Origin of the sequence: Pseudomonas sp. SJZ080, from assembly GCF_007828295.1 — a bacterium.
GTDB lineage: Bacteria > Pseudomonadota > Gammaproteobacteria > Pseudomonadales > Pseudomonadaceae > Aquipseudomonas > Aquipseudomonas migulae_A.
This window is the reverse complement of the sequence record NZ_VIUK01000025.1, coordinates 46,610-65,849: the sequence shown is the minus strand read 5'-3', so window position 1 is coordinate 65,849 and position 19,240 is coordinate 46,610. Positions and strand designations below refer to the sequence as shown.

Genomic DNA, 19,240 nt, shown 5'->3' with positions numbered 1-19,240 from the left:
CGGGGTTGTTTGTGCGAATTAGTGTGGGAGCGGGCTTGCTCGCGAAAGCGTCAGTAAAACCAACACAAATTCTTCAGGCCTCATCCAACGGCACACGCACGCTCAGGGTCGTGCCCTCCCCCGGCTCACTTTCAAGCGACAACTGTCCTCCCATGATCAACACCCGCTCGCGCATGCCGACAACCCCAAAGGATGTCGGCCTTCCGGTAGCGGGGACAAATCCTACGCCATCATCGCTGACCGTCAGACACAACTCGTCACCTTCAAGCGCCAACGTCAGTTCCACAGTATGCGCCTGAGCATGCCGCATGACATTGGTCAGCGCCTCCTGAAGGATCCGGAACAGGCCAATCGCCTTGGCATCACTGAGCACCGGCAAATTATCCGGCACTTGCACGAGGCACGGAATCTGCGTGCGCGCCTCGAAGCGCCGGGCCTGCCATTCGATGGCCGAGGCGATGCCGGCATCCAGAATCGGTGGGCGTAGCGCCGTGGCAACATCTCGCACCAGTTGGAACAACTGAGCGATCAAGCGCTTCATGCTGTTCAATCGTTCATTCAGACCAGGGTCGAGCTGGGCGTAGGCCAATTCGCACATCGACGTCTCCAGCTTCAACACAGTCAACATCTGACCCAGCTCGTCGTGAACTTCCCGGGCGATGCGGGCCTTTTCCTCTTCCCGCACGCTCTCAAGGTGCGCCGACAACTCACGCAGTTGCTCGCGGGAGCTGGCCAGTTCCAGTTCGATACGCTTGCTCTCGCTGATGTCCCAGACGATGCCATCCCAGACATAGGCGCCGTCTTCGAGGCGTCGAGTGATGGCTTTGATCTCGGCCCAGCGCTGCTCGCCCTGACGCGTGAGAATCCGCCCCTGCCACGACCAGTCGCTGTCGGTGTCCAGCGCGTGGTCCTGCGTCCGGTGGTAGCTGGCCTTGTCGTCCGGATGCACCAGGCTGCGCAGGCCTTTGTCGCGATGGGCCAGGGTCGCCGGCGAATAACCCACCAGGCTCTCGCTGCCTTCGCTGATGTAGGCAAAGTCGATTTGCCCCGTCACCGGCGCCCGTTCCAGGCGAAAGACCAATCCCGGCACGTTGGCGGCAATCCCTTGCAGGCGCGCCTCGCTTTCCTGCAACGCGGCCAGGGCGCGACGGCGCTCGGTGACGTCATTGAGGTAGACCACCAGGTATTCGCCGTCGCGGAAACGCAGGAAGCTCAATGAAACATCCGTCGGCAAAAGACTGCCATCGGCCCGCAGACAGTTGGTTTCGAAACTTTGCGGACCTTCTTCGCTGGCGCGGGCGCGTTTCCATAGGTTCAGCCAGCGGTCCATGTGCAGACCGGGCTCGAAGTCAATCAGCGGCCGGTCGATGATGCCGCCCGCCGGATAGCCGAGCATGGTTTCGGCGGCTCGGTTGGCGTAGCGCACATGGCTGTCCCAGTTGACCCAGAGAATGCCGACGGTGCTCTGGTCGATGGAAAACTGCGTGAGGCGCAATGCTTCTTCACTGGCGGCTCGCAAGGCAATGTCTTCCCGCGCCGCTAACAGACGATGCTCCAGGCTGTGTTGCTGTCGACGCTGCCAGAACACGATCGCCATGCAGCTCAGCATCAGCACCGCCAACAGCAGGCTGAGGTTCTGCCAGAAACCCGGGGACTCCGTCAGTCGCGGGTACTTGGGTTGCAGCCATTGATTGTGCAGTTGCTCCAGATCCTTGGCCGGGATCGCTCGCAGCGCACTTTCGACAATGCCGGCGAGTTCCGGCCAGTCCCGCCGCGTGGCCACGCGCAGCAACTGCGGCAGACCGATGTCGCCGACGACCACCAGCCCGGCAAACTCCGGTTCGACAGACAGACGCCCCAACTGTGCTTCGTCGACCACGGCGTAGCTGGCCTGCTGACTCAGCAACAGTTGCAAGGCCTGGCGCTCCATCGGTACGCCCTGGAGGTTCAGGTGCGAATAATTACTGCGCAGGTAATCGGCGGTGGCGCTGGGCATGCGCACGGCAACGCGGGTCTGGCTGTCGAGTTTTTCCAGCTCCACCCCGCCGGCAGCCTTCTGGTCGCTGACCACCAGCTGCGGCACCCGCATGTACGGGTCGGAAAACTGCCACAGGCGCAGGCCACCGGGGGTTTGCACCAGCCCTGGCGCGATGTCGATTTCACCTTCGCGGGCGGCGGCCTCCAGCTGCGCGAGGTCGGGAAAATTGCGCCAGCTGAGCTCGACCTTCAGCGACCTGGCCAGCCACTTCATCAACTCGACATTGACCCCGGACAGCCGCTGCAAGCGGCGATCGTATTGCGCATAGGGCACTTGCAACACCAGCCCGACGCGCAATTCATCATGCTGCGCCAGCCATTGCTGCTGGCGTGCGGACAATTGTGCGACGTGCGCGGGTGGCGCAGGCGCCGCCCACCCCATCAAGGGAAACCACAAACAGCCGATAACCCACAGGCAGCGAAAACGCTTCATCGAAGTCTCACACACTGACAAATACTGACCAACCCATTAGGCTGCCGGAATAACTTCTGGCCTGGAATATCCGATGCCCCCTGTCTACCGCCTGGCACTGCCAGCATTGTGCCTGTCGCTGATCCTGCCTTGCGCCTTTTCCGTCCAGGCCGCTGATCCCGCACCCGCTGCCGCGGAAAAACCCGCAGACGAAAAACCGGTCGAACGTCAGCCGCTGCTTGAGCGTAGCCAGGAAGAAGCGACAGCACTTGAGCGAAAAATCCCTGCTCAGGAACAGCAACAATTGCAAGCGGGCAGCGATACCTTTCTGGCCTTGTGGAAACCGGCCAATACGGCGGACCCCAAAGGCGCGGTGATTATCGTCCCAGGCGCCGGTGAAACCGTTGACTGGCCGCAAGCAATCGGCCCCCTGCGACGCAAACTGCCGGACGCCGAGTGGAGCAGCCTGAGTATCACCTTGCCCGACCTGCAAAGCGATGCCATCGCGCCACGTACCGTCGAAGTCGCGCCAACGCCCAAGGCCCCTGACGTCGGCAGCAAGGACTCGACCACCGCTGCCCCCATCGAGCAGGCGGCTGGCGGTGAAGCGGAAGTCGTCGACAAGGCCATCGCCGAAACCAGTGACGAGCAGGCCAAAGCCGATGCCGAGCGAATCTTCGCACGCATCGATGCGGCCATCGCCTACGCCGAACAGCAGAGCGCTCGCCGCATTGTGGTGCTCGGTCATGGCACCGGCGCGTACTGGGCCGCCCGTTACCTGAGTGAGAAGCAGCCTTCGCAAGTCGAGAAATTCGCGATGGTCGCCGCCCAGACGCCCGTTGCGGCGAAACCGGAACTGGCTGAATTGACACCGACCCTTAAATTGCCGACGGCCGACATCTTCTACATGGATAAGCCGCTGGACCGCAACGCGGCATTGGAACGCTTGCAGGCCAGCAAGCGTTTGAAGGCTTCGGCGTTCAGTCAGGTATCGCTCAAGGCATTGCCGGGGGATAGCAAGGCCGAGCAGGAGCAGTTGGTGCGCCGGGTGCGGGGTTGGTTGAACCCGCAGCCTGCGGACTGATAGACCGAGTTGCTCCCTTCGCGAGCAAGTCGAATCGTCGCACCGTCACTCCCACATTTGATCTTCAGCGGACATAGAATTTGTGTCCAACCGAAATCAAATGTGGGAGCGACGATTCGAGTTGCTCGCGAAGGGGGCATCACCGGCAACACAAACCTTCCCGGCTAGCGAAAATCCCGCCGCTGACGAATCAACGTATAGGCGCTATGCAATTCGCGCGTCTTTTCCGTCGCTTCACGCACCTGCAACGCCGTCGCCCCGCTGCCGGCAATCTTGTCCGGATGATGGCGACTCAGCAGGCGTCGATAAGCGCGCTTGATCTGCGCCGGCTCAGTGGTGGCGGACACGCCCAGCAGCATCATCGCTTCCTGATAAGTGACCGCACTGCTGACGACCGATGGCCTGGACGGCTCGTAGTCCGCCGCCAGCCCCTGAACCTGATACGACGTCCAGCCGAGCCATTTGCCCCATTGGACAATCAGCTCGCGCTCGGCATGACCGGCGCGGCCATCGGCCCAGACCATTCGCCAGCAGGCGCGCAACACGCCCTCCGCCGCATGGGGTTGAGCACTCAAGCGTCGCAGATAGCCACGCAACCGGTCATGTCCCGACTTGCCGCGATTGAACGCCGCGATCGCCCGGCGCTTTGCCGACTCGCTCATTTCCAGCGCCTGCATTTCCTGACGCGCCTGTTGGATGTGGCCATCCACCACCCGCCCGTCACACTTGGCCAGCCGCCCCAGCAACACGAACAGCAGTTCATCGTTGCGCAGCACCGGACGACCTCCGAGCGCTTCACGCAAATGCCCCCAGCTCTGCAGTTTCAAGTGCCGATCCAGCGCCTGCCCCAACAACGCGCCGAGCATGGCCCCCGGAATGCTGGCGATGGCATAGCCCGCTCCGGCTCCAATCAGAGTCCCTGGCCACAGCATCTCAGCGACTCGCTTCTATCAGCGTTTCGACTTCAGCCAGACGCTCGTGAGTGCCGACATCCACCCAACGACCGTGCAAGCGCTCACCCGTCACCTGCCCGTCAGCCATGGCTTTGCGCAACAGCGGTGCAAGCTTGAAAGCGGCGGCCGAACAGCCGTCGAACAACTGTGGATGCAACACCGCGATGCCGCTGTAGGTCAGGGTCGGCGCATCAGGCTGGCCATCGTGCACTTGCCCGTCGACCAACGTGAAATCGCCCGCCGGATGGTGGTTCGGGTTATCCGCCAGCACCAGATGAGCAAGACCGTTGATGGGCTGATGCAACACGCTGAAGTCGTAGTCGGTCCAGATGTCGCCGTTGACCACCACAAACGCCTCATCGCCCAACAACGGCAACGCACGGAAAATCCCGCCACCGGTTTCCAGTGGCTCACCTTCCGGCGAGTACTGAATGCTCACGCCATAACGCGAACCATCACCCAGATAGTCTTCGATCTGCTGACCCAGCCACGCATGGTTGATCACGATCTCGGTAAACCCGGCGGCGGCCAGCGCACGCAAGTGGTACTCGATCAATGGCACGCCGCCGGCACGAACCAGCGGTTTGGGCGTCGTCAGGGTCAGCGGGCGCATGCGTTCGCCCTTGCCCGCTGCCAGAATCATTGCCTTCATGCAGTCGCTCCAGCACGCAGACTGAGGAGCAACACATCCAGCTCGGCCAGTTCAGGGCGGCGGGCGATCACGGCATCTATATAAGCAAAGAAACGCGGCACGTCGGCCAGATAACGCGGCTTGCCGTCGCGATGGCAGATGCGCGCAAAGATACCGATGACTTTCAGGTGGCGCTGTACGCCCATCAGGTCGCTGGCGCGCAGGAAGTCTTCGAAGTCCGGCTGAACCGGAATGTCCAGGGCGCCCGCTTGCTGCCAGTAATCTTCCAGCCAGCCGCGCACACGCTCCTCGGGCCAGCTCAGGAAAGCGTCCTTGAACAGGCAAGTCACGTCGTAGGTCACCGGGCCGTAGACCGCGTCCTGGAAATCCAGCACGCCGGGATTCGGCTCGCTGAGCATCAGGTTGCGCGGCATGTAGTCGCGATGCACCAGCACTTTGGGCTGCGCCAGCGCGCTGTCGATCAACAGCTCCGTCACGTTCTGCCAGAGCATTTGTTGCGCAGCGTCGAACTCGATGCCCAACTCACGTTTCACGTACCACTCAGGGAACAATTCCAGCTCGCGACGCAACAGTGCCACGTCATAACTCGGCAGCGGCGCAACCATCGGCAGCTGCTGAAAAGCGAGCAGTGCCTGTAGGGCATCCTTGAACAAATCGTCGGCATTTTCGCTGTCGATGACGTCCAGATACGTCTTGTTGCCCAGGTCATTGAGCAAAAGAAAACCGCGTTCGAGGTCCTCCGCATAAATTTTCGGAACATTTATTCCGGATTTCGCCAGCAAAAAAGCGATGTCCACGAAGGGTTTGCAGTTTTCCTGGGGCGGTGGTGCATCCATTACGACGAAACTTCTGCCTGCGCCTTCCCAGCGGAAATAGCGCCGAAAACTCGCATCACTACTGGCCGCGGTCAACGTGGCCGGGGGTACGGCGCCCCAACCTTGTTCTGCAAAGAGGGTCGCCAACTGCTCATCGAGCCAAACTTTCAGGTGTTGCAAACGTACATCTTGGTCAGGCATTGCAAGGGTCTCCGACGGCGCTAGCCGTCAAGCGGGTCATGCTTTATTATCCAGCATCTTTTTCAGACCATCGAGAGGCGTGCGGCCCACACCGCGGGCAGATGGCACGCAGGAAGCCCGGACTAATAAGATGGCATTGAAATCCCCCGCGTTTCGTAAAAAATTTCCGTTGTTGGTTACCGGCAGTCTGCTGGCCCTGCAACCTCTAGCCACTTCGTTCGTGGTCGCCGCGGAACAGTATGACTGCTCAGTCTCTGCTTCGGGTGCCTGGGACTGTGCACCAAAGACGCCGGCGGCTGCATTGCCACCGCGTCCCGTCCATGACGGCAGCGCTGTTTCCGCGACCGGTGAAGCCCCGGCCGAGAGCGCCAGCGGTGAAGACACTGGCGCCAAGACTACGCTGGTCACCGAGTCCAAAGGCCGCGGTCTCAAGTCACGTAGCGAAGACTACAGTCACCTCGACTGGGTTCCGCGCGAGAAGCTCACTGCAGCGCAATTGGCCGAAACCGGTCCTTATTGCTCTGGTTCCTATATCGAACCGATTCGTCCTGGCATGAATGACAAGACGAATAAAAGTGACGCTCCGACCTTTGTCGGCGCCAAGGCCTCCCGCTATAAGCAGGATGAGCAAATCGCGACCCTGGCGGGCGACGTGGTCTTGCGTCAGGGCAGCATGCAGGCTGAAGCCGACGAAGCGAACCTCTATCAGGCCGAGAGCCGTGGCGAGCTGGACGGCAACGTGCGCATTCGCGACAACGGCGCGCTGATTGTCGGCGACCACGCCGAAGTGCAGCTGGACACCGGGGAAGCCAAGGTCGACAACGCCGAATACGTGATGCACAAATCCCGTATCCGCGGTAACGCGCTGTACGCCAAGCGCGCCGAGAACGCGATCATCCGCCTCAAGGATGGTACGTACACCACGTGCGAACCGAACAGCAATGCCTGGCAGCTCAAGGGCAACAACATCACCTTGAACCCGGCCACCGGTTTCGGTACTGCGACCAACGTGACGCTGCGGGTCAAGGACATTCCTGTCCTGTACACGCCGTATATCTATTTCCCGATCGACGACCGTCGTCAGTCCGGTTTCCTGCCGCCGACCATTGGCACCGGCAGCGATACCGGCTTCCTGCTGGTCACTCCGTACTACTTCAACCTGGCGCCGAACTACGACGCCACGTTGTACCCGCGCTACATGAGCAAGCGCGGCCTGTTGATGGAAGGCGAACTCCGTTACCTGACCAAGTCCAGCGAAGGTCAGTTCGGCGCCGCGTACCTCAACGATGACAACACCGATCGTAGCCAGCAGACCGACTACGAAAAAACCCGCTACATGTACAACTGGCAGCACAAGGGTGGTCTTGACTCTCGCGTCTTCACTCAAGTCGATTACACCAAGATCAGCGATCCGTATTACTTCCAGGATCTGCAGACCGATCAGATTGGCGTGAAAAGCAACGATTACGTCAATCAGCAGGGCTCCGTCACCTACCGTGGCGACAGCTACACCGCTCGTTTGAACGCCCAGGCCTATCAGCTCGCAACCGTTTCAAACATCACGCCGTATGATCGCCTGCCGCAACTCACCTTCAACGGTCAGCTGCCTGTGCATCCGAATGGCTTGAATTTCGACTACGAAACAGAAGTCGTGCGGTTTGAGCGGGACCTGGAAACAGGTCAGTTTTCCGATGAAAACGGCATCCTGTCGCCTCGCCTGGACACCAACGTGACGGGCCTGGCTCGTGCCAACGGTAATCGTCTGAACCTTAAGCCAGGCGTGAGCCTGCCTTTGGATTGGACGTATGGTTTCGTGAAGCCGTCGCTCAAGTATCAATACACTCAGTACGACCTTGATCTTGATAGCACCGGCAAGAATGATCTCCTGACGAATCGCAATAGAGCTTCGGCCCTCGGCGAGTCGTTCAGCAGTTCGCAAAACCGTGGCGTCCCGATCGCAAGTATCGACAGCGGCCTGTATTTCGACCGCAACACCACCTGGTTCGGCAAGAACTATCGCCAGACCCTGGAACCACGCCTGTTCTACCTGTATGTGCCTGAAGAAGACCAGAAAGACATCCCGGTCTTCGACACTGGCGAATACACCTTCAACTATGCGTCTCTGTTCCGTGACAACCGCTTCTCGGGCTCCGACCGTGTCGGCGACGAGAACAAACTGTCGCTGGGCGTGACCAACCGCTGGATCGAAGAAGACGGCTTCGAACGTCAACGCATCAGCGTCGGCCAGGCCTTGTACTTCAAGGATCGCGAAGTCCAGTTGCCGGGTATCGATGCGAAAACCCGCGAAGATGCCCAGGCCAACGTTTCTCCGTACGCGCTGGAATACGAATACCGCTGGAACCGCGATTGGCGCACGACCGCCGATTACAACTGGGACCCGGACAGCCACAGCCCTCGCTCGGGCAGCGCGATGTTCCACTACCAGCCTGAAGACAACCCGAACAAGGTCATCAACGCCGGCTATCGCTATCGTAATGACCAGGTTCGTTACGACCAGAACACCGGTCAATGGTCGGTGGGCGGCGGTGACTACGGCACTCCGGGCACCCCGGGTTACGTGAAGGATTACTACAAGATCCAGCAGCACGACTTCTCGGTGATCTGGCCGATCGTGCCGCAATGGAACGCCATCAGCCGCTGGCAATATGACTACAACCGCAACCGTACCCTGGAAGCCTTCGGTGGTTTCGAGTACGACAACTGCTGCTGGAAACTGCGCCTGATCAACCGTTACTGGGTGTCGTATGACGAGTTCAGTCAGAACGCCCCTGAAAACGAGAAAGGCGACCATGGCATCTTCCTACAGATCGTTCTGAAAGGTCTCGGCGGCCTCACCGGCGCCAAAGTAGAGAGCTTCCTCGACAAAGGCATCCAAGGTTATCGTGAACGTGAAGACCAAGCTTTCTGATTGTCTGCGCCCGCTAGTGCTGGGCGCGCTGTTCCTGGGTACTGCGGCGAATGCCGCGGTACAGTCCATCGACAGAGTGGTGGCCATTGTCGATAACGATGTGGTCATGCAGAGCCAACTGGACCAGCGTGTTCACGAAGTTCAGCAAACCATCGCCAAACGCGGCGCTTCCGCGCCGCCGGCCAGCGTGCTGGACCAGCAGGTGCTGGAGCGCCTGATCATCGAGAACCTGCAACTGCAGATCGGCGAACGCTCCGGCATCCGCATTACCGATGAAGAGCTGAACCAGGCGGTCGGCACTATTGCCCAGCGCAATAACATGTCGATTGAACAATTCCGCGCCGCACTGACTCGCGACGGTCTGTCTTACGACGACGCCCGTGAACAGATTCGACGCGAAATGGTCATCAGCCGTGTGCGTCAACGCCGTGTGGCCGAACGCATCCAGGTGTCCGAACAGGAAGTGAAGAACTTCCTCGCCTCCGACCTTGGCAAAATGCAGTTGTCCGAAGAATTCCGTCTGGCCAACATCCTGATTCCTACGCCGGAAAGCGCTAACTCCGACGCGATTCAGAATGCAGCCAAACAGGCAGACGCGGTTTACCAGCAGCTCAAGCAAGGCGCTGACTTCGGTCAGTTGGCAATCGCCAAATCCGCCAGCGAAACCGCACTGGAAGGCGGCGACATGGGCTGGCGTAAAGCCGCTCAATTGCCACCTCCGTTCGATCGCATGCTGAGCACCATGGCTGTTGGCGACGTTACCCAGCCAATGCGCACGCCGGGGGGCTTCATCATCCTGAAGATCCTCGACAAGCGTGGCGGCGAGACCCAGACGCGTGATGAAGTGCACGTGCGTCATATCCTGGTCAAACCTAGCCCTATCCGCGACGAAGCTAAAACCAAGGCTTTGGCTGAATCGCTCTATAGCCGCATCGAATCGGGCGAAGATTTCGGCGAACTGGCGAAAAGTTTCTCGGAAGATCCGGGTTCCGCCCTCAACGGTGGCGACCTGAACTGGATCGACCCGAATGCATTGGTGCCTGAATTCCGCGAAGTGATGGCCAAGACCCCACAAGGTCAGCTGTCCAAGCCATTCCAGACTCAATATGGCTGGCACGTTCTGGAAGTCCTTGGCCGTCGCGCCACTGACAGCACCACCCAGGCCCGTGAGCAGCAAGCCATGACCGTACTGCGTAACCGCAAATACGACGAAGAGCTGCAAACCTGGCTGCGTCAGATCCGTGACGAAGCGTACGTAGAGATCAAACTCCCTGGTGCAGACCAGGCAGCGCAGTGAAACCCAAGCGTTTCGCGCTGACACCCGGTGAACCGGCCGGCATAGGTCCTGACCTGTGCCTGCTGCTCGCCTCGCAAGCCCAGCCACACCCACTGATTGCCATTACCAGTCGCGACCTGCTCATAGAGCGGGCCGCGCAACTGGGTGTGGTTGTCGATTTGCTGCCAGTCACGCCTGATGCCTGGCCGGATGTACCCGCGCCAGCCAACAGTCTGTATGTCTGGGATACACCGCTTAGTGCGCCAGTGATTGCCGGGCAGCTCGATAAAGCCAATGCGGCCTTCGTTCTGGAAACCCTTACCCGCGCGGGTCAGGGCTGCCTCGACGGGCATTTCGACGGGATGATTACCGCCCCTGTGCACAAGGGTGTGATCAATGAATCAGGCATCGCCTTTTCCGGTCATACGGAATTTCTCGCGGACCTGACGCAAACCGCGCAAGTGGTGATGATGCTCGCGACTCGCGGATTGCGTGTGGCGCTGGTCACCACTCACCTGCCCCTTCGCGAGATTGCCGATGCAATCACGCCGGAGCGTCTGGAACGGGTCACGCGGATATTGCACGCGGACCTGCAGGAAAAATTCGGCATCGCCCGGCCACGCATCCTGGTCTGCGGGCTCAACCCGCACGCCGGTGAAGGCGGACACCTGGGCCATGAAGAAATCGACATCATTGAACCTACATTAGAGCGCCTGCGCGGCGAGGGCATGGACCTTCGCGGCCCCCTCCCCGCCGACACTCTGTTTACCCCCAAATATCTGGAGCACTGCGACGCGGTGCTGGCGATGTACCACGACCAGGGCCTGCCCGTGCTGAAATACAAAGGCTTCGGCGCGGCAGTCAACGTGACCCTCGGCTTGCCGATCATCCGCACTTCGGTCGACCACGGCACTGCCCTGGACCTGGCCGGCAGCGGCAAAATCGACACCGGCAGCCTGCAAGTCGCCCTGGAAACCGCCTACCAGATGGCCGAGACCCGTTTATGACCGAGCATTACCAACACCGTGCGCGCAAGCGTTTCGGCCAGAACTTCCTGCACGATGCCGGCGTTATCGACCGCATCCTGCGCTCCATCCATGCCAAACCCGAAGACCGCCTGCTGGAAATCGGCCCGGGCCAGGGCGCACTGACTCAAGGCCTGCTGAACAGCGGCGCCCAGTTGGACGTGGTGGAGCTGGACAAAGACCTGATCCCGATCCTCAACCAACAGTTCGCCGGCAAGAGCAACTTCAACCTGCATCAGGGTGACGCGCTGAAGTTCGACTTCAACAGCCTGAACGCTGCGCCGAACAGCCTGCGAGTGGTCGGCAATCTGCCGTACAACATCTCTACGCCGCTGATATTTCACCTGCTGAACAACGCGGGCATCATTCGCGACATGCACTTCATGCTGCAAAAGGAAGTGGTCGAGCGTCTGGCTGCCGGCCCTGGCGGCGGCGACTGGGGTCGCCTGTCGATCATGGTTCAGTACCACTGCCGCGTGGAGCACCTGTTCAACGTTGGCCCAGGCGCGTTCAACCCACCGCCGAAAGTCGACTCGGCCATCGTGCGTCTGGTGCCACACGCCGTACTGCCGCACCCGGCCAAGGATCACCGCTTGCTGGAGCGCGTCGTGCGCGAAGCCTTCAACCAGCGCCGCAAGACCCTGCGCAACACCCTCAAACTGCTGCTGAGCAACGACGAAATCACCGCCGCCGGTGTCGACGGCAGCTTGCGTCCCGAACAGCTCGATCTGGCCGCCTTCGTGCGCCTGGCCGACAAGCTCAGCGAACAAGTCCTACAGAAGCCCGCCGCCGACTGACAGGCAACAAGCGTTATCGGGTAGGACACCAGCTCCCATGTCTGGTTTACTACCCGATACTTGGCCTAGACTGAGTTGCATCAGCTACGCCCCGCGTCCCGCTTCGTTTTTAAGGCCTCTTGCATGTCCGATCCTCGTTATCAGGTCGACGTCAGCGTCGTCACCCGCTATCTGGCAGAACAATCGCAACCCGAGCAAAACCGCTTTGCCTTCGCTTACACCATCACCGTGCACAACAATGGCGAATTACCGGCCAAACTGTTGTCGAGGCATTGGGTGATCACCGATGGCGACGGACATGTCGAAGAGGTTCGCGGTGCCGGCGTTGTTGGTCAGCAACCGTTGATCGATGTGGGCAAAAGCCACACCTACAGCAGCGGTACCGTCATGACCTCCAAGGTCGGCACCATGCAAGGCACCTATCAAATGATCGCCGATGACGGTAAGCACTTCGACGCCATCATCGCCCCATTCCGCCTGGCGGTGCCTGGAGCCCTGCACTGATGGCAACGTATGCCGTCGGTGACTTGCAAGGTTGCCTCGAACCGCTCAAATGCCTGCTCGAACAAGTCGCCTTCGACCCCGCCCGGGACAAACTGTGGCTGGTCGGCGATCTGGTCAACCGTGGCCCGCAGTCGCTGGAAACCTTGCGCTTCCTCTATAGCTTGCGCGATTCGTTGGTGTGCGTGCTGGGTAACCACGACCTGCACTTGCTGGCCGCCGGTCATAACATCGAACGCTTGAAGAAAGCCGACACCCTGCGCGAGATTCTCGAAGCACCGGATCGCGTGGAACTGCTGGAATGGGTGCGCCAGCAAAAACTCATGCATTACGACGAACAGCGCAACATTGCCCTGGTCCACGCCGGCATACCGCCACAATGGTCGCTGCGCAAAGCCTTGAAGTGCGCCGCCGAGGTCGAAGAGGCCCTGCGCGACGACAACCGTTTGGCTCCTTACCTCGACGGCATGTATGGCAACGAGCCATTGAAGTGGGACAGTGACCTCAAAGGCGTGACCCGCCTGCGTGTGATCACCAACTATTTCACCCGCATGCGTTTCTGCACCAGCGAAGGCAAGCTGGACCTCAAGGGCAAGGAAGGTGTCGACACCGCACCGCCAGGTTACGCCCCGTGGTTCAAGTACAAGGAACGCAAGACCAAGGGGGTGAAAATCATCTTCGGTCACTGGGCGGCACTTGAAGGCCAATGCAATGAGCCGGGCATCTTCGCCCTCGACACCGGATGCGTCTGGGGTGGTTCGATGACCCTGATGAACGTCGACACCTTTGAACGCCTGCAGTGCAAATGCGACGAGCATGGCCATACCCTGCCGCCAGTCGCCTCCCCTATTCCCGAACAAACGTCAGCCAGCGCCCAGCGCTAGACTGCGCTTTCAGCCGAGCCACAGGAGCCCGCCATGAGCGAATTCAAACGCATCCCCCCAGAACAGGCCCAGGCCCTGCGCGAACAAGGCGCAGTGGTGGTCGATGTTCGAGACCCGGCCACATTTGCCGCGCTGCATATCGCCGGCTCGAAGCATCTGGACAACGTGTCCATTTCGGATTTCATCCGCGCCGCCGATCTTGACGCCCCGACGGTCGTGGTCTGCTATCACGGCAATTCCAGCCAGAGTGCGGCGGCCTACCTGATCAGTCAGGGCTTCTCCGACGTCTACAGCATGGATGGCGGATTTGAGCTGTGGCGTACGACTTATCCTTCGGAAACAGCGCAAGGCTCTTCCGAATAATTTTTTTGTAACGCGCAAGCCCCCGGCTCCCGCGGGCTAGCGCGGTGGCGGACGAACGGTCAGCCATAACTAATTACGTATCCACCCTTTACCTCCCGAATTCCCAACTATCCTTAAGCGCAGGCCATCCAAAACAGGGGAGAGCCGGTACACCGGCGCGCGGATCATCGGGAGTAGCTTTCGGAGTCGTCAGTTCCGAAAGAGTTCTGGGGGGTAAACAGCGACTGCATATCCGGTTGCTGCCAGCATCGACTGAATGATCCGGCGTCGGCTCCACGTATCGAGCGAGGTGACGTCATGAGTATCTTTAGCCACTTCCAACAACGATTCGAGTCCACACGCCAGGAAGAACTCACGCTGCAAGAGTATCTTGAACTGTGCAAACAGGACCGCAGCGCCTACGCCTCCGCCGCCGAGCGCCTATTGCTGGCCATCGGAGAACCGGAGCTGCTCGACACCTCGACCAACTCGAGACTGTCGCGAATCTTCTCCAACAAGGTGATCCGCCGCTATCCGGCCTTTGAAGACTTCCACGGGATGGAAGAATGCATAGACCAGATCGTGTCGTATTTCCGCCATGCCGCTCAAGGCCTGGAAGAGAAGAAACAAATCCTTTATCTGCTCGGCCCCGTAGGTGGCGGCAAATCGTCCCTGGCCGAGAAGCTCAAACAACTGATCGAAAAAGTGCCTTTCTACGCCATCAAGGGCTCGCCGGTATTCGAGTCGCCTCTGGGTCTGTTCAACGCCACGGAAGATGGCGCGATCCTCGAAGAAGATTTCGGCATTCCACGGCGCTACCTAAATACCATCATGTCGCCATGGGCCACCAAGCGCCTGGCCGAGTTCGGCGGTGACATCAGCCAGTTCCGCGTAGTGAAACTCTATCCGTCGATCCTCAATCAGATCGCGGTGGCCAAAACCGAACCGGGTGATGAAAACAACCAGGACATTTCGGCACTGGTGGGCAAGGTCGATATCCGCAAGCTGGAGGAATACCCACAGAACGACGCCGACGCCTACAGCTATTCGGGCGCGCTGTGCCGGGCCAACCAGGGGTTGATGGAATTCGTCGAAATGTTCAAGGCACCGATCAAGGTGCTGCACCCATTGCTGACCGCCACCCAGGAAGGTAACTACAACAGCACCGAAGGTCTCGGGGCGATTCCGTTTACCGGGATCCTGCTGGCTCACTCCAACGAATCGGAATGGCACACCTTCCGCAACAACAAGAACAACGAAGCTTTCATCGACCGGATCTACATCGTCAAAGTGCCGTACTGCCTGCGGGTCAGTGATGAGGTGAAGATCTACGACAAGCTCCTGTTCAACAGCTCCCTGGCCAAGGCCCATTGCGCGCCCGACACCCTGAAAATGCTCGCCCAGTTCACCGTGCTCTCACGCCTCAAGGAGCCGGAAAACTCCAACATCTACTCCAAGATGCGCGTGTATGACGGCGAAAACCTGAAGGACACCGATCCAAAAGCCAAGTCGATCCAGGAATACCGCGACAACGCCGGTGTAGATGAAGGCATGAACGGCCTGTCGACCCGGTTCGCGTTCAAGATCCTGTCCAAGGTCTTCAACTTCGATCCGCACGAAATCGCCGCCAACCCGGTGCACTTGCTCTATGTGCTGGAACAACAGATCGAACAGGAACAATTCCAGGCCGAAACCCGTGAACGCTATCTGCGGTTCCTCAAGGAGTACCTGGCACCCCGTTATATCGAGTTCATCGGCAAGGAAATCCAGACGGCCTACCTCGAGTCTTACAGCGAGTACGGCCAGAACATCTTCGATCGCTACGTGCTGTACGCCGACTTCTGGATCCAGGACCAGGAATACCGCGACCCGGAAACCGGCGAGATTCTCAACCGCGTAGCACTGAACGAAGAACTGGAGAAAATCGAAAAACCGGCCGGCATCAGCAATCCGAAGGATTTCCGCAACGAAATCGTCAACTTCGTGCTGCGCGCCCGGGCCAACAACAACGGCAAGAACCCGACCTGGCTCAGCTACGAAAAACTGCGGGTGGTCATCGAGAAGAAAATGTTCTCCAACACCGAGGACCTTCTGCCGGTCATCAGCTTCAACGCCAAGGCCAGCAAAGAGGACCAGCAGAAGCACAACGACTTCGTCACACGGATGGTAGAGCGGGGTTACACCGACAAACAGGTACGACTGCTCTCCGAGTGGTATCTGCGGGTCAGAAAATCACAATAACCCGCTGCCGGTCAGACCGGTTGTCGTCAGCCAGAGGCTTGTGTATGCATTTTCTGCTACACAGACCTCTGGAAGGTGTTCGAAAGTCGGTAGCGAGGTTCAATCAGCGTCAAAAGCGCTTGGGGGAGCGTGAACATCCCTTTGCACATTCGATGCTGCATAACCGCTCGCCCCTTTCAGGACAGCTTCTAAGGAGCAGTCATGAGCTATGTGATCGACCGACGTCTCAATGGCAAGAACAAGAGCACGGTGAACCGTCAGCGGTTTCTGCGGCGTTACCGTGATCACATCAAAAAGGCTGTCGAAGAGGCGGTCAGTCGGCGTTCCATTACCGATATGGAACACGGCGAACAGATCAGCATTCCCGGCCGCGACATCGACGAGCCGGTGCTTCACCACGGTCGCGGCGGCAAGCAGACCGTCGTGCATCCGGGCAACAAGGAATTCACCAGCGGCGAGCACATTGCCCGTCCACCCGGAGGTGGCGGCGGCAGAGGTCCGGGCAAGGCCGGCAATTCGGGTGAAGGAATGGACGAATTCGTCTTCCAGATCACCCAGGAAGAATTCCTCGAGTTCATGTTCGAGGACCTTGAACTGCCGAACCTGGTCAAGCGCAACCTGACCGGCACCGACACCTTCAAGACCGTACGTGCAGGGATCAGCAACGAAGGCAACCCGTCGCGGATCAACATCATCCGCACCTTGCGCTCCGCTCATGCACGGCGCATCGCCCTGTCCGGCAGCAGCCGGGCGAAACTGCGCGAAGCCAAAGAAGAACTGCTGCGACTCAAGCGGGATGAACCAGACAACTTCGGCGATATTCAGGAAATCGAGGCCGAAATCGAAAAACTCAGTGCGCGCATCCACCGCGTTCCGTTCCTCGACACCTTCGACCTCAAGTACAACCTGCTGATCAAACAACCCAACCCCAGCTCCAAGGCTGTGATGTTCTGCCTGATGGACGTGTCCGGTTCCATGACCCAGGCGACCAAGGACATCGCCAAGCGTTTCTTTATCCTGCTGTACCTGTTCCTCAAGCGTAACTATGAAAAGATCGACGTCGTGTTCATCCGTCACCACACCAGCGCCCGGGAAGTGGATGAGGAAGAGTTTTTCTACTCCCGCGAAACCGGTGGCACCATCGTTTCCAGCGCCTTGAAACTGATGCAGGAGATCATGGCCGAACGCTATCCAAGCAACGAGTGGAACATCTATGCCGCACAGGCCTCCGACGGCGACAACTGGAATGACGACTCGCCGATCTGCCGCGACATCCTGATCAACCAGATCATGCCGTTTGTGCAGTACTACACTTACGTTGAGATCACCCCGCGCGAACATCAGGCCTTGTGGTTCGAATATGAACGCATCGCCGAAGCCTTTTCTGACACTTTTGCCCAGCAGCAACTGGTCTCGGCCGGGGATATCTATCCGGTCTTCCGTGAACTCTTCCAGCGCAGGTTAGTGACATGACCGCCAAAGAGCAGAAGCGCCAACCCATTTCCACCGGCTCCGAATGGACATTCGAGCTGATCCAGGCCTACGACCGCGAAATCAGCCGTATCGCGGCTCGCTATGCACTCGATACCTACCCCAACCAGATCGAAGTGATCACCGCCGAGCAGATGATGGACGCCTACGCCTCTGTCGGCATGCCGCTGGGGTATCACCATTGGTCCTACGGCAAACACTTCCTCAGCACCGAAAAATCCTACTCTCGCGGCCAGATGGGGCTGGCCTACGAGATCGTGATCAATTCGGACCCCTGCATTGCCTATCTGATGGAAGAAAACACCATCTGCATGCAGGCACTGGTGGTGGCTCACGCCTGCTATGGACACAACAGCTTCTTCAAAGGCAACTACCTGTTCCGCACCTGGACTGACGCGAGTTCGATCATCGATTATCTGGTGTTCGCCAAGCAGTACATCATGCAGTGCGAAGAGCGCCACGGCATCGATGCGGTCGAGGACCTGCTGGATTCCTGCCACGCGCTGATGAACTACGGGGTCGACCGCTACAAACGCCCTTACCCGATTTCCGCGGAAGAGGAACGTCGTCGGCAAAAGGATCGGGAAGAGCATCTGCAGAAGCAGATCAACGATCTGTGGCGCACCATCCCAAAAGGCGCGGACAAGTACAGCGACAAGGACAACGCACGCTTCCCCGCCGAACCTCAGGAAAATATCCTGTATTTCATCGAAAAACATGCGCCGCTGCTGGAACCGTGGCAGCGCGAGATCGTGCGCATCGTGCGCAAGATTGCACAGTACTTCTACCCGCAACGCCAGACGCAAGTGATGAACGAAGGCTGGGCCACGTTCTGGCATTACACCCTGATGAACGACCTGTACGACGAAGGCCTGGTCACCGACGGCTTCATGATGGAATTCCTGACGTCCCACACCAGCGTGGTTTTTCAACCAGGCTTCGACAGCCCGTACTACAACGGAATCAACCCCTACACCCTGGGGTTTGCCATGTACCGGGATATCCGGCGCATGTGTGAAAGCCCCACCGAGGAGGATTACCGCTGGTTCCCGGACATCGCGGGCACCGACTGGCTGTCGACCATCAAGTTCGCAATGAGCAGCTTCAAGGATGAGAGTTTCATCCTGCAGTACCTCTCGCCGAAGGTCATCCGCGACCTGAAGTTGTTCAGCATTCTTGATGACGACCAGAAGGACGATCTGCTGGTGCCGGCCATTCACGATGAAGACGGCTACCGCACCATCCGTGAAACCCTGGCAGCGCAGTACAACCTGGGCAATCGCGAACCCAACATCCAGATCTACAGCATCGACCGCCGTGGCGACCGCTCCCTGACTCTTCGTCACCAGCAGCACGACCGCAAACCGCTGGGAGAATCCACCGAGGAAGTGCTCAAGCACTTGCACCGTCTCTGGGGCTTCGACATTCACCTGGAAACCCTGCAAGGGGACCAAGTGATGAAAACCCACCACGTTCCGCCCAGAAGCGAGCACAACGAAGGCGATTACGGGCGACTGGACCTGGCCGTCATCCATCTTTGATCCTGTTTTTGCCTCCGAAAGTTCGACGCAACGGTTATTCTGTCGAGCTAACGGAGGTT

At 59.2% G+C, this 19,240-nt stretch carries 15 protein-coding genes; 11 read left to right on the top strand and 4 right to left on the bottom strand.

Annotated features, from left to right (window positions below; translation table 11 throughout):
* Nucleotides 1–73: 73 nt before the first annotated feature.
* The gene (locus FBY04_RS26130) at nucleotides 74–2,470 is read right to left on the bottom strand and encodes a PAS domain S-box protein (RefSeq protein ID WP_084318382.1); all 2,397 of its coding nucleotides are present in this window, start codon (nucleotides 2,468–2,470) and stop codon (nucleotides 74–76) included.
* Nucleotides 2,471–2,543: 73 nt separating this feature from the next.
* On the opposite strand from FBY04_RS26130, the gene FBY04_RS26125 reads away from it, so the two are divergent.
* Nucleotides 2,544–3,533 (top strand): alpha/beta hydrolase family protein, encoded by a 990-nt coding sequence (locus tag FBY04_RS26125; RefSeq protein WP_145317989.1) that lies wholly within the window; start codon nucleotides 2,544–2,546, stop codon nucleotides 3,531–3,533.
* Between the two features lie 164 nt (nucleotides 3,534–3,697).
* On the opposite strand, the gene FBY04_RS26120 is transcribed toward FBY04_RS26125, so the two are convergent.
* Genes FBY04_RS26120 through FBY04_RS26110 form a run of 3 tightly spaced genes read right to left on the bottom strand, consistent with a single transcriptional unit; the run spans nucleotide 3,698 to nucleotide 6,154 of the window.
* Nucleotides 3,698–4,465 carry a TerB family tellurite resistance protein gene (locus FBY04_RS26120; RefSeq protein ID WP_145317986.1) on the bottom strand — a complete coding sequence of 256 codons (768 nt, stop codon included), beginning with the start codon at nucleotides 4,463–4,465 and terminating at the stop codon, nucleotides 3,698–3,700.
* Nucleotide 4,466: 1 nt separating this feature from the next.
* A complete protein-coding gene (gene murU, locus FBY04_RS26115; protein WP_084318385.1) occupies nucleotides 4,467–5,138 on the bottom strand; it encodes an N-acetylmuramate alpha-1-phosphate uridylyltransferase MurU in 672 nt (223 codons plus the stop codon).
* Nucleotides 5,135–6,154, bottom strand: coding sequence for an aminoglycoside phosphotransferase family protein (locus FBY04_RS26110; RefSeq protein WP_145317983.1), 1,020 nt, complete (start codon nucleotides 6,152–6,154; stop codon nucleotides 5,135–5,137). Before FBY04_RS26110 ends, murU begins: the two co-directional genes overlap by 4 nt.
* Nucleotides 6,155–6,284: 130 nt before the next feature.
* Between FBY04_RS26110 and FBY04_RS26105 the strand changes: the two genes are divergently transcribed.
* From FBY04_RS26105 to FBY04_RS26060, 10 genes are all read left to right on the top strand, one after another.
* Nucleotides 6,285–9,083 carry an LPS-assembly protein LptD gene (locus tag FBY04_RS26105; protein WP_145317980.1) on the top strand — a complete coding sequence of 933 codons (2,799 nt, stop codon included), beginning with the start codon at nucleotides 6,285–6,287 and terminating at the stop codon, nucleotides 9,081–9,083.
* Nucleotides 9,064–10,380 (top strand): peptidylprolyl isomerase SurA, encoded by a 1,317-nt coding sequence (surA, locus tag FBY04_RS26100; RefSeq protein WP_084318559.1) that lies wholly within the window; start codon nucleotides 9,064–9,066, stop codon nucleotides 10,378–10,380. Before FBY04_RS26105 ends, surA begins: the two co-directional genes overlap by 20 nt.
* Complete coding sequence (pdxA, locus tag FBY04_RS26095) at nucleotides 10,377–11,366, top strand: 4-hydroxythreonine-4-phosphate dehydrogenase PdxA (RefSeq protein ID WP_145317977.1); 990 nt, start codon at nucleotides 10,377–10,379, stop codon at nucleotides 11,364–11,366. Before surA ends, pdxA begins: the two co-directional genes overlap by 4 nt.
* The gene (rsmA, locus tag FBY04_RS26090; protein ID WP_017341115.1) at nucleotides 11,363–12,181 is read left to right on the top strand and encodes a 16S rRNA (adenine(1518)-N(6)/adenine(1519)-N(6))-dimethyltransferase RsmA; all 819 of its coding nucleotides are present in this window, start codon (nucleotides 11,363–11,365) and stop codon (nucleotides 12,179–12,181) included. Before pdxA ends, rsmA begins: the two co-directional genes overlap by 4 nt.
* Nucleotides 12,182–12,304: 123 nt before the next feature.
* Nucleotides 12,305–12,685, top strand: coding sequence for a Co2+/Mg2+ efflux protein ApaG (apaG, locus tag FBY04_RS26085; protein WP_084318389.1), 381 nt, complete (start codon nucleotides 12,305–12,307; stop codon nucleotides 12,683–12,685).
* Nucleotides 12,685–13,566 (top strand): symmetrical bis(5'-nucleosyl)-tetraphosphatase, encoded by an 882-nt coding sequence (locus tag FBY04_RS26080; protein ID WP_145317974.1) that lies wholly within the window; start codon nucleotides 12,685–12,687, stop codon nucleotides 13,564–13,566. The genes apaG and FBY04_RS26080 overlap by 1 nt, the downstream gene beginning before the upstream one ends.
* 33 nt (nucleotides 13,567–13,599) lie before the next feature.
* On the top strand, nucleotides 13,600–13,929 hold the full coding sequence (gene glpE / locus FBY04_RS26075) for a thiosulfate sulfurtransferase GlpE (RefSeq protein ID WP_084318391.1): 330 nt from the start codon (nucleotides 13,600–13,602) through the stop codon (nucleotides 13,927–13,929).
* A 297-nt stretch (nucleotides 13,930–14,226) separates the two neighbouring features.
* A complete protein-coding gene (locus FBY04_RS26070; RefSeq protein ID WP_084318392.1) occupies nucleotides 14,227–16,149 on the top strand; it encodes a PrkA family serine protein kinase in 1,923 nt (640 codons plus the stop codon).
* Nucleotides 16,150–16,350: 201 nt separating this feature from the next.
* The gene (locus FBY04_RS26065) at nucleotides 16,351–17,622 is read left to right on the top strand and encodes a YeaH/YhbH family protein (protein WP_084318393.1); all 1,272 of its coding nucleotides are present in this window, start codon (nucleotides 16,351–16,353) and stop codon (nucleotides 17,620–17,622) included.
* Nucleotides 17,619–19,181 (top strand): SpoVR family protein, encoded by a 1,563-nt coding sequence (locus tag FBY04_RS26060; protein WP_084318394.1) that lies wholly within the window; start codon nucleotides 17,619–17,621, stop codon nucleotides 19,179–19,181. Before FBY04_RS26065 ends, FBY04_RS26060 begins: the two co-directional genes overlap by 4 nt.
* Nucleotides 19,182–19,240: the final 59 nt, after the last annotated feature.